The sequence below is a fragment of the Methylacidimicrobium cyclopophantes genome (assembly GCF_902143385.2).
In the GTDB taxonomy this organism is placed as follows: Bacteria; Verrucomicrobiota; Verrucomicrobiia; order Methylacidiphilales; family Methylacidiphilaceae; genus Methylacidimicrobium; species Methylacidimicrobium cyclopophantes.
In genome coordinates this window covers 1-10,062 of sequence record NZ_CABFUZ020000177.1, presented here as the reverse complement: position 1 = coordinate 10,062, position 10,062 = coordinate 1, and the positions used below count along the sequence as shown (strand labels likewise).

At 60.6% G+C, this 10,062-nt stretch carries 12 protein-coding genes; 4 read left to right on the top strand and 8 right to left on the bottom strand.

All coding sequences use genetic code 11. From position 1 onward, the window contains the following. The 3 genes from FN369_RS08025 to glgP form a co-directional block, all read right to left on the bottom strand. Nucleotides 1-241, bottom strand: a 241-nt coding sequence (locus tag FN369_RS08025; RefSeq protein WP_246189624.1) for a lyase family protein, incomplete at its 3' end; no start/stop codon positions are given. A 58-nt stretch (nt 242-299) separates the two neighbouring features. After that, nucleotides 300-545 carry a hypothetical protein gene (locus FN369_RS08020; protein WP_142525647.1) on the bottom strand — a complete coding sequence of 82 codons (246 nt, stop codon included), beginning with the start codon at nt 543-545 and terminating at the stop codon, nt 300-302. A gap of 92 nt (nt 546-637) precedes the next feature. Beyond that, on the bottom strand, nt 638-2,392 hold the full coding sequence (glgP, locus tag FN369_RS08015; RefSeq protein ID WP_142525646.1) for an alpha-glucan family phosphorylase: 1,755 nt from the start codon (nt 2,390-2,392) through the stop codon (nt 638-640). A 242-nt stretch (nt 2,393-2,634) separates the two neighbouring features. Between glgP and FN369_RS08010 the strand changes: the two genes are divergently transcribed. After that, entirely contained in the window at nt 2,635-3,990 is a 1,356-nt protein-coding gene (locus FN369_RS08010; protein ID WP_142525645.1) for an exo-beta-N-acetylmuramidase NamZ family protein, read from the top strand. Here the strand turns inward: FN369_RS08010 and FN369_RS08005 are convergent. Next, on the bottom strand, nt 3,987-4,844 hold the full coding sequence (locus FN369_RS08005) for a CHAD domain-containing protein (protein WP_142525644.1): 858 nt from the start codon (nt 4,842-4,844) through the stop codon (nt 3,987-3,989). The genes FN369_RS08010 and FN369_RS08005 overlap by 4 nt on opposite strands. A gap of 56 nt (nt 4,845-4,900) precedes the next feature. On the opposite strand from FN369_RS08005, the gene rpmG reads away from it, so the two are divergent. Further along, nucleotides 4,901-5,068 (top strand): 50S ribosomal protein L33, encoded by a 168-nt coding sequence (gene rpmG / locus FN369_RS08000; protein ID WP_142525643.1) that lies wholly within the window; start codon nt 4,901-4,903, stop codon nt 5,066-5,068. Nucleotides 5,069-5,102: 34 nt separating this feature from the next. Here the strand turns inward: rpmG and ispD are convergent, their stop codons facing one another. The 4 genes from ispD to FN369_RS07980 are packed head-to-tail and all read right to left on the bottom strand — an operon-like array spanning nt 5,103 to nt 8,179. After that, nucleotides 5,103-5,822 (bottom strand): 2-C-methyl-D-erythritol 4-phosphate cytidylyltransferase, encoded by a 720-nt coding sequence (gene ispD / locus FN369_RS07995; RefSeq protein WP_246189623.1) that lies wholly within the window; start codon nt 5,820-5,822, stop codon nt 5,103-5,105. 2 nt (nt 5,823-5,824) lie between these two features. Beyond that, a complete protein-coding gene (locus FN369_RS07990) occupies nt 5,825-6,643 on the bottom strand; it encodes an MlaD family protein (RefSeq protein ID WP_246189622.1) in 819 nt (272 codons plus the stop codon). A 4-nt stretch (nt 6,644-6,647) separates the two neighbouring features. Further along, entirely contained in the window at nt 6,648-7,337 is a 690-nt protein-coding gene (locus FN369_RS07985; protein WP_246189621.1) for an ABC transporter ATP-binding protein, read from the bottom strand. 59 nt (nt 7,338-7,396) lie between these two features. Further along, nucleotides 7,397-8,179 (bottom strand): MlaE family ABC transporter permease, encoded by a 783-nt coding sequence (locus tag FN369_RS07980; RefSeq protein WP_142525641.1) that lies wholly within the window; start codon nt 8,177-8,179, stop codon nt 7,397-7,399. Nucleotides 8,180-8,411: 232 nt separating this feature from the next. Here FN369_RS07980 and FN369_RS07975 point away from each other — a divergent pair, with 232 nt between their 5' ends. Both FN369_RS07975 and FN369_RS07970 read left to right on the top strand, forming a co-directional pair. Beyond that, nucleotides 8,412-9,467: a UDP-N-acetylmuramate dehydrogenase gene (locus FN369_RS07975; RefSeq protein WP_142525640.1), complete on the top strand. Its 1,056-nt coding sequence runs from the start codon at nt 8,412-8,414 to the stop codon at nt 9,465-9,467. 85 nt (nt 9,468-9,552) lie between these two features. Beyond that, the gene (locus FN369_RS07970; RefSeq protein ID WP_142525639.1) at nt 9,553-9,990 is read left to right on the top strand and encodes an OsmC family protein; all 438 of its coding nucleotides are present in this window, start codon (nt 9,553-9,555) and stop codon (nt 9,988-9,990) included. The last annotated feature ends 72 nt before the right edge of the window (nt 9,991-10,062 follow it).

The following is a 10,062-nucleotide window of genomic DNA, read 5'->3' as shown; positions in this document are numbered from 1 at the left end:
TACCCGCAGCGACCTCCTCGGCGGCGGCCACGATCCATTTGGCCTTCTCGCTTGGAAGGGTCCCAAGCTCCTCATTGACCAGCGCCGCCGCTTTTTTCAGCAGCGAAAGAGCGCGAATGACCTCGATCGGCATGCGCTCCGAACCGATCGAAAAATGCATCAGCGAACGCGCGGTCTGCGCGCCGTAATAACGGTCGGCCGGCACCTCGACCGAGCCCATGCTGTCCGCTTCCCGCCGCATCGCCCCACCGTGACCGCCAGGGCTTCCCGCAGAACTCTCCCCGTCCAAGCTCATGCCGTCAGATCTCCTTCGCCTTGATTCCCTCGGCCTCGATCTCCGCTTCCGGCTCCGGATACCGAAGTTTCCGCTCATCGAGCCGTTCGAGAAGAATGCTCGCAGCCGCGAGCTGCGTAAACCATTTCTGACCCACGGGAGGAAGATACCGGGACTCTTCCTTCGCGAGGAATCCGCCGGTTGAGCCGGGATCCCTTCCTCGCAAGGAATGCGCGCCGTTCGGAGCGACCGCAAAGCCGGCAGCACGCATGCTCGTCGTCGACCGCCTTTTCCTACACGATCCTTCCGAAGCCGAAGGCGAGCCTGCCGCGCCTCGCAGACCTAACCGGCGGAAGAAGCCCGTTAGACAAAATAGGCTTTGAGCACATACTGCTGCAACATCCGCTGCGCGTTAAAGAACGAACCGTTGAGCGCGATCCCTTGACGCATGACCTCCGCGTAGCCTTCTCCGTTTTCGTAAAAGAGTGGAACGATCACCCTTTCCAATTTTTCGTAGAGCTCCTGAGCGTCCTGCTGCGCGTCGGAACTTTCTTTGCGCCGATAATGATCCGGCCCGATCGACCATCCCGTTACCCCCTCGATGCATCCTTCGATCCACCAGCCGTCGAGGATGGAAAGGTTGGGGACCCCATTGACGGCCGCTTTCATTCCGCTCGTCCCGGATGCCTCGAGCGGAGGCTGCGGCGTGTTCAGCCAGAGGTCGACCCCCGCAACCAACAGGCGCGCCAACGCCAAATCGTATTCCGCCAGATAGACCATTCGGACTTCCGGCAAGAGACGGCTTCGGGATTGGACAATCCGTTGAATCGCTCGCTTTCCCTCCTCGTCCTGCGGATGAGCCTTGCCGGCGAAGAGGAGCTGGATCGGCCCTTTCTCCCGAGAGATCCGTTTGAGCCGATCCAAATCGGTCAAAATCAGCTCCGGCCTTTTGTAGGCGGTAGCGCGGCGAGCAAACCCGATCGTCAAGGCTTCCATGCTCATGCCCGCGTTGGTCTCTCGGTTCACGTATTGAAGGAGGCGCGCCTTGCTCTCCTCGTGCGCCTCTCGAATCTCCTCGAGAGGGATCGCAATCGCATACCGAATGCTGAACGCATCGGCGCGCCAGCCGGGGATGTGGCGATCGAAGAGCGCCTGCATCGGCGGGCTGGACCAATAGGGCACGTGGATCCCGTTGGTAATCGAATCGATCGTCGCGGGATAAAAAAGGGCCCGAGAGACTTCGGAGTGGCGTTTGGCAACTCCGTTGATGTAATGGCTGAACTGAAAGGCGAGATGGGTGAGATTGATCTCCCCGTCGCAACAAAATCGGCCTTTGTGCTCGCTATCGACGATCGACGGCAGATCGATGGTCTTTCGCACCATCTCGAGGGGGAAGCGGTCGTGCCCCGCAGAAACCGGTGTGTGGGTGGTGAAAGCGCACTTCTTCCGCACCGCCTCGATATCTTCCCCGATCGGTTCCGTTCGGCCCGCTCGCTTCGCCGCTTCTTCCAAAAGTTCCAGAGTGAGCAAGCTCGAATGTCCCTCGTTCATGTGAAAGAGCTCCAGCTGCCCAAAGCCGAGCTTGCGCAACATCCGGACTCCGCCGATGCCCAAGATGACCTCTTGGCAAAGCCGGTAGCGACTGTCTCCGCCATACAAAGAATGCGAAAGGGTGCGGTCCCACGGAGCATTCTCGGGGAGATCGGTGTCGAGAAAGAGGATGGGCACCGTTGCTTCCCCCGCATCGCGGATCAAAAAAAGCCAAGCGCGCACTTGGACCGTCCGCCCTTCGAGAACCACCGAAACCCGCTCGGGGAGCTCGCAAAGGAAATCTTCAGGAGACCAGGCGACCGCCTCTTCGCGCTGCCAGCCTTGCGCGTCCAAGCGCTGGAAAAAATAGCCTCTCCGATAAAGCAGCGTGACGCCGACCATGGGGAGAGCCGCCCCGGCTGCTGCGCGAAGTGTATCGGCCGCCAAAACCCCCAAGCCCCCGCTGTAGGTGGGAATCTCCTCGTCGACCGCCATCTCCATGGAAAAGTAGGCGACCTTGGCGAAAAGCTTCTCGCGAAGCGAGGCGTCCACGGACAGGAGCGGCTTATCCGGTGCAGACGGCATCATCGTGGGCTGGGGTGGAGCCTGCCAACCTTGGCGCTGCCGCCTCGCCGGAGCCTCCGCAATCGCTCCGGGCCGGCAATCCGATTCCAGGGAGCAGGTCTTTCAACCGATTCGATTCGGCAAGAATCCAAGTTGCGCTGGCTCGCCTCGACCTTCCGAGGTAGAATCGCCGCAGCCATTCGGGCGGGGAGGGATCGACTTCTGCTTCCTCTTCCGCGGCCGGCCGGTAGAAGCGAGAATCCTCGATGAGTCGACCTTCGGGAAGCAATCATTCTGCGCACTCTCCGCAACCGGCGGCGCCCGACCAGTATCGGCCATTCTCCGCCTCTGTCAAGCATACGGGACGGCTCCTCTCCGTGCTCCTGCTCTGGCTCCTTGCCTCCCGAGCGGAGGCGGCTTCGGTCTTATTGGGAATCGACGTCCTCGAACGCTCCCACTTCGCGGCCTTGCAAGGTCGACGCATCGGCCTCATCACCAATCAGGCAAGCGTCGATTCGGCCGGGCGTCCCACCCGCCTCGTCCTCAAGCGTGCGCCCGGAGTCCGGCTCGTCGCCCTGTTCGCCCCGGAGCATGGGATCTCCGGGGACATCCGGGCCGGAGGACGGGTTTCCTTCCATCGGGATCGACTCACCGGCCTCCCCGTCTACCCCCTCTACGGAGACACGCGCCGGCCCACTCCATCGATGCTGGCGGGCCTCGACGCACTGGTTTTCGAGCTTCAGGACATCGGCTGCCGCAGCTACACCTACATCAGCACCATGGTCGAAGCGATGGATGCCGCCGGCGAGCTTGGAATTCCGTTTTTCGTCCTCGATCGGCCGAACCCGCTGGGAGGCCGCAGAATCGAAGGCCCACTCGTCCAACCGTCGTGGCAATCCTTCGTCGGTCGGATCCCGATCCCCTATGTCCACGGCATGACCGCGGGAGAGATCGCTCTCATGGCGAATCGGAGAGGGTGGGTCCGTCATCCCTGCTCTCTCCGGGTCATTCCCATGGAAGGATGGCGGCGGGACATGGTCTGGGAAGAGACCGATCTTCCCTGGATCCGCACTTCCCCCAACATCCCTTGGGCCACCTCGTCGCTCTACTATGTGGTCACGGGATTCCTGGGCGATCTCGGCGGCGATTCGGGAGTCGGCTGGTCTCCGTCGCCCTTCCAATATGTGGCCGGCCGAGGTTTGGACGCTTTTTTGCTCGCGCAAGAAATCAATCGCCTCGGCTTTGCCGGCGTCCAGGCGATCCCGGTGGCCGGGAACGGCGGTACGGCGGTACGCCTGGAGATCAACCCGAAAACCAGCGCCAATCTGACCGCCTTGGCGATCTATCTTGCCGCTCGGGTCAACCAAGCTTCCCATCCCTCGCTTTTGCGGAGAGTCTCCGCAAACGGCCGGGAGATGCTCTGCAAACTCTATGGGAGCTCCTCGATCCTGACAGAGTTGCGCGGCCATCGGAGCGTCCGAGAGATCGCCGCGGAGTGGCGGAGCTCCGAGCGGGCTTTCGCGCAGGCACGTGCGCCCTATCTTCTCTATCCCGACTCCCTACGAATCCCGGGCGGGGATCGCTACCCGCGCGCAAAGCCGGTGCATGGCGAGGACGATTAGGCGAGAAGGCGACGAAACTCCCGCTTTCCCATCGACAAACAGCGTTCTCCCACCCTTTCCGCTTCTTTCCGGTATCGGGTCATCCATTTGTCCAAGAGCGGAACGAGACTCCGGTCCGTGGAGGCCGCTTGCCCTTCGATTCGTCCTCGCAAAACGCGCAAATCCTGCAATCTCCCCAGAAGTCTGCCGAGCCGGAGGAGCTTCCCCTGCAAACGGCCAAGACGTCTTCGCGAGGAGGTGCAAAATAGCTCCATCAGATATCCGAGACGCTTCACTCGCTTCCTCCAACGGTGAAAAGCTTCCGGACTGCCTTCTCGGAGCGCTTCTCTCATCCCCCGGCGGCTTTTTTCGTACTCCTTCTGGAGCGATTCCGTCAGCTTCCCCTCTTGCGGGGGATATTGGTCGATCAACGCCAGAAGCCGGAGGCGCCGAGCCTCGATTCGTCTCCTCGCCCGCAAAAGCTTCCTCGCATCCAACTCCCTCCCCGCCGTTTTCGGAAGATCGCCGAGCGCCATCCGTGCCCACCTTCGATGGCTCGCCTTTTTCTCCTTTGTCGCCAGCCAGCGAAGGACCTGGCGGCAAATTTCCTCGTCGCGGGCTCGGCCAAGCTCCCGGGCGATGCATTGGATGCGCTTCTCTTCGAGTCGAAGAGTCTTTTCCGGAAGGATTCCCCGAAAGAGGCGCAGATAGGCTCGAAGCTTCTTGGCGAGCACGCGAATCTGATGAACCTCCTCGGCTACGGAAAGGCTCTTCTCCGGCCTCGTCTCCCTTTGCATCGCCGCCTTCCACCGCTGGGGAGGCTTCTCCTTCGTTTCCGCTCCTCTTGCCCTAGGGCCGACGGCCGGCTTTCTCATGGCGCTCGTCGAAGCGCATTGACACCAATCCGCTCCGCTCCTAATCTTTGCCGACGATGCCCAGGGAACAAGTCATTTTGGAGTGCACGGAGGCAAAGGCCGAAAAGAAGCCTGCGTCACGATATTTCGGAACCAAGAACAAGAAACTTCAGCCGGGCCGACTGGAGCTTCGGAAGTACAACCCCTTCTTGCGCCGGCACACGCTTCACCGGGAAATTAAGTAGAGGGATCGGCCCGATCCCGTTCCCGTCGACATTCTTACAGGACTCGCTTCCCCAGCAACAGCTGGCGAGCCAATTCCCAGTCATCGGGACGGGTCATCTTGCCGTTGAATCCAGCGTAAGGAACCAAACGGACCGGGTGTCCGATCGCTTCAACGGCGGCGGCGTCATCTGTGGCGATCTTTCCTCCTTCTCGCAATTTCCGGTAGGCTTCCAGCAGCAGTTCCCGTCGAAAGATCTGGGGCGTCTGAACATTCCAGACCCTGCGTCGATCGAGTGTCGTCACGACTCTCCCCTGCTCATCCGCTTCCTTTACGGTATCCGAGCTCGGGTTCCCGCAGGCGGCGGCGCCCTCCCGCCGGGCAACCCGAAAGATCGCCTCGATCAACTCTCCCGTGACGAAGGGTCGAGCCGCGTCATGCACGAGCGCGAATTCCGATCTCGGATCCAAGGATCGCAAACCGGCTTCGACCGAGTCTTGCCGCTCGGCTCCGCCCTCGACAATCTTCATCGGTACGGCCGGCGAAAGCGGAGAGAGGAGTCGAAAGGCCTCTTCCCGCCGCTCCCCAGCCACGACGACCACGATTTCGGAGATCCGCGGAAATCCGGAAATCCGCTCCAGGCAGATTTCCAGAGCGCTCCGGGTGGTCAGAGGCCGGAAGATCTTGTCGAAACCCATCCTGCGGCTCTGTCCCGCCGCGACGAGAATGGCTCCGACGATTCGCTCCTCCGAGCCGTTCGAGTTCGCTCGCTCCATGGTCAAGGATGCTTTTGAGGAGCGACGACCTTTTGTGCCGTCCTCTCGGCGCCGACCGGCCTCACGGGTTGGGTCGTGATCGGCTTTCCCTCCTGCTCCTGGCGGGCCGCCACGTCGGAGTAAAAGAGAACCCCCTTTCTCCGGAGATTATAGATGAAGTCTCGCAGATCGCTCGCAAGCGCCGGATCGTTGAGGAGGCGGGAAATCGGTCCCCGTCCATACTGCGCTTCCTCGAGGATGTGATCTGTCCGCGTGAGCACGCTGTGGAGATCCTTGATCGTGGCTCGAATCTCGGCCGCCACATCCTCCGTAAGGACCTCCTCGTTGATCCGGCCCACTAGGATTCCGATCTCGTCGGCCACCTTGCCGGCCGATTCCGCCACCGGTCGGAATTCTCCCGCCAGGTCGACGATCGTCGTCTGTCGCGTTCCCCGAACATGGTCTCCCTCTTTGAGGAAGGGTGCGGTTGTCCCTCGTGGCGTGATCTCGATCGACTTATCTCCGAGCATGCCGACATCGACGATTTGAAAAAGGGCATCCTTCCGGATCTTTGTATCCGCATACATCTTCAGCGGCACCTCCACCGCCCGCCCCTCCCGAATCGGATAAGGACTCCCGGCTACCCGGCCGACGGGCGCTCCCGCGAATTGAACCGGCGCTCCCTTCACGAGCCCGTAGGCGTTCGGGAACTCGACGGTAATCTCGTAAGTGGGGCGAAATTTTTCCCCATATCGTCCAAGCAGGACGACGAGGATCCCGATGACGGCCAAGCCCGTGAGAAGGAAAATGCCAACCTGGAACTCCGCATGTTTCGTCGCCATAATTTTAACAAGTCCCGAGCGCCGGCTCTTCGACTAGCCCGTGGACAAAGGCCTTCACCACCGGTTCCTCCGAAGAGAGGAATTCTTCCGGAGAACAGACTTTATAAATCCTCCCCGCGTGGAGAAAGGCCACCTGCTGAGCAATCTGCTCGACGCTGCGCATATCGTGGGTCACCACGATCGTCGTCGCTCCGAACTCCTCGTTCAGGCATCGGATCAGGTCGGTGATCTCCGTGGAGCCGATGGGATCCAACCCGGCCGTCGGCTCATCGTAAAGGATGAGCTTTGGCCGAGAGATGATCGCCCGCGCCAGCGCCACTCTCTTCCGCATCCCGCCGCTCAGCTCCGCAGGCATCTTCTTTTCATGTCCTTGGAGAAATAGTCGCTCCAGGATTCGGGAGACCGCCTGACGGATCTCGCTCTCCGGCCGCCGCCGTTCCCGCAGCACGAAAGCGACATTGTCCTCGACGTTCATGAAGTCGAAAAGCGCTCCGTTTTGAAAGACCATTCCCATTTCGCGCCGTAACGGCGCCAGCTCCCGCTCCCCCAGGGGAACCAAGTTGGTCTCTCCATACCAGATTTCCCCCGAATCCGGCTTGATCAAACCCAGAATCAATCTTAGGAGCACACTCTTTCCCGCCCCGCTCCGCCCGACGACGCAAAGACGCGCCTTCGGGGGCACCTCTAACGACACCCCATCTAGAACGTGCTGCGTACCAAGGGATTTTGTCAATTCAACGAGGCGGAGAAGCATTACGATGACAAGATGAGGTTCATGAGAAAACTAAAAAAGAAATTCGAAATCAATACGGTGATCGCGGAGAAGACCATCGCCTCCGTCGCCGCGATTCCCACTCCTTCCGCGCTCAGTTGACAGCGCAATCCTCGGTGACAACTGATCAGGACGATGATCACGGCAAAAAAGAGCGCTTTGATTTCGCCCATCCAGATATCCCTGGCACCGGTAAACTTAATCGTGTTGTCCCAATAAAATGCCGGATCGACGCCCAACAACAGAACCGAAACGACGTATCCCAACAGAATGCCCGTGCCGCTCGTCAGAGCTACCAGGAAGGGCATGGAGACCAACATTCCCAGAAAGCGAGGCACGATCAAATATTGCGTCGGGTAGACCGCCAAGGCACGCAAGGCGTCGATCTGCTCGGTGACCCGCATCGTTGAGAGTTCGGCAGCCATCGCCGATCCCACCCGTCCGGAGATCATGAGGGCACAGAGCACCGGTCCCAACTCCCGAAGCATGGCGATCGAGACCACCGGTCCGGTTGCCGAGGAAAGGCCCAGCTTCCCGAACCGAAACTGCGTTTGTGCCGCGAAGACGGCACCAGTGAAAGCCCCGGTAATCAGCACGATTCCCTGGGAGCGCATTCCGATCCGAACGATCTGTTCCAAAAACAGTTCCCAGCGGAAGCGATACCGGAAAATACTGTAGACAACGTCGGCGAACAAAAAGCAGATGGCGCCGGCGGCTTCGACCACCCCCACCAATCCGTTTCCTAAATGCCGAAGAAAGTTCACACTCGTATGATCTCAAAAGGCACAGGGAGGATCTAATGGGCCCGGAGCCGACCGACTCATGAAAACCAATGCTTCCGCCGACAAGCAAACCTTTTCATCAAGAGGACCGCTCTCTCCCCGACTACCTCGTCTCCGGCCGCTGCTCTCTTTCGCTCTTCTCCGGGGAGCGGGCCGCAATCCTCCACTTTCCATGCCTGCGGTTCGCCACCGTTTCTGATAAGTTGCTCAGCCGATGCAGATTCGGGAAAATGTCCCTCTGGCTCCCCTGACGACGCTCGGGATCGGGGGAAGGGCCCGCTTCTTCACGGAGGCTCGAACGGAGGCGGAGGCGCGCGAGGCACTCTCCTGGGCGACGGAGCGGGAACTTCCCCTCTTCCTTCTCGGAGGAGGAAGCAATCTCGTCATCGCCGACAGCGGCTTTCCCGGCCTTGTCCTCAAGATCGCGATTCGGGGCGTGGAGCCCGGATGGGAGAACGGCAAGCGCCTCTATTGGGTCGGAGCCGGAGAAACATGGGATCCCTTCGTCCTGCGAACCGTCGCCGACGGCTCACCCGGTCTGGCGCTCTTGAGCGGTATTCCCGGAACGGTCGGCGGCACACCGATCCAAAACGTCGGAGCCTACGGAGCGGAGGTGGCATCTTCGATTCGAACGGTGCGGGCCTTGGATCGACGAAACGGGCGCATCGTCGAGCTCTCCGCCGCCGCCTGCTCCTTCGGCTACCGAAAAAGCATTTTCAACACCGAGGAAAAGGAGCGCTACCTGCTTCTGGCCGTCTGCTATGCTCTCCCAAGAGACGGCGATGCAAAACTCCGCTACCCCGATCTCCTCTCCTACTTTGCTCGAAAGGAGAATCCACCATCGGTAAAGGAGATTCGCGAGGCGGTTCTTCAGATTCGCCGGTCGAAGGCCATGCTCGTCTCCAGGGATGAAGAGGATTCGCGGAGCGTCGGCTCGTTCTTCAAGAACCCGATCCTCGAACCGGCTGCTTTCGCCGAGTTGCAGGAGCGAGCGGAAAAGCGAGGACTCACACCCCCTTCCTTTCCCGCGGGCGGAGGAAAACGGAAGGTTCCGGCGGCTTGGCTCGTGGAAAATGCCGGCTTTCCGAAAGGGTTGGATCGGGGCTCTATCGGCATCTCGCGATTCCACGCGCTTGCGATCGTCAACAGGGGTGGAGCTACCGCCGCGGAGGTTGTCGCCTTCATGATCGAGATCCAGAATGCCGTCGAGGCGCTTTTTGCCGTGCGGCTCGATCCGGAACCGGTCTTCGTCGGCTTCGAGAGCCGCTGATCTCTCCCTGCAAAGGCTGCGACCGACCCCCAAAGATGGAAATCCATCTTGTCCCGACAGGTCGGAAGAGGTATCCATCGGTTTCGTGCATCCCCTTCCACACCGCTACGAAGTCGTCGCGCGGGGAGGACCGACGGGCAATCTCTCGGTCGCGGGGGCCAATCTCCCGTCTCTGGAGGTAACGGCTCCAGCCCAGTTCGGTGGCCCGGGCAACGTCTGGTCCCCCGAAGAGTTGCTGACAGCGTCGGTGGCGAGCTGTTTCCTTTTGACCTTCGACACTCTCGCCGAATTTGCGAGGCTTCCCTGGATCGAATTGTCATGTCCAACGGAAGCCATCCTCGAGATGGCCGACGGGAAACGCCGCTTCACCCGTTTCTCTTTGCGTCCAACTCTCAAGCTGCCGAGGGGAGCCGACGCTCAAAAAGCCGAGCACCTCTTGCGCAAAGCGGAGGAGCGGTGTCTGGTTACCGCCTCGCTTTCCGGGGCCGTCACTCTCTCCGCTTCCATTGAGTTTGCGGACTGATCCCGGGCTTCGTCGGACAAAAGGCGTCGATCCGACGAGGTAGGCACTCTGCCTTAGTGGCAGCCGCAGCCG

What these genes read in the sequence shown, in the direction of transcription:
- FN369_RS08020 (WP_142525647.1), bottom strand. Translation starts at nt 545, where the DNA reads ATGCGTGCTGCCGGCTTTGCGGTCGCTCCGAACGGCGCGCATTCCTTG.
- glgP (WP_142525646.1), bottom strand. Translation starts at nt 2,392, where the DNA reads ATGATGCCGTCTGCACCGGATAAGCCGCTCCTGTCCGTGGACGCCTCG.
- FN369_RS08010 (WP_142525645.1), top strand. Translation starts at nt 2,635, where the DNA reads ATGAGTCGACCTTCGGGAAGCAATCATTCTGCGCACTCTCCGCAACCG.
- FN369_RS08005 (WP_142525644.1), bottom strand. Translation starts at nt 4,844, where the DNA reads ATGAGAAAGCCGGCCGTCGGCCCTAGGGCAAGAGGAGCGGAAACGAAG.
- rpmG (WP_142525643.1), top strand. Translation starts at nt 4,901, where the DNA reads ATGCCCAGGGAACAAGTCATTTTGGAGTGCACGGAGGCAAAGGCCGAA.
- ispD (WP_246189623.1), bottom strand. Translation starts at nt 5,822, where the DNA reads ATGGAGCGAGCGAACTCGAACGGCTCGGAGGAGCGAATCGTCGGAGCC.
- FN369_RS07990 (WP_246189622.1), bottom strand. Translation starts at nt 6,643, where the DNA reads ATGGCGACGAAACATGCGGAGTTCCAGGTTGGCATTTTCCTTCTCACG.
- FN369_RS07975 (WP_142525640.1), top strand. Translation starts at nt 8,412, where the DNA reads ATGCAGATTCGGGAAAATGTCCCTCTGGCTCCCCTGACGACGCTCGGG.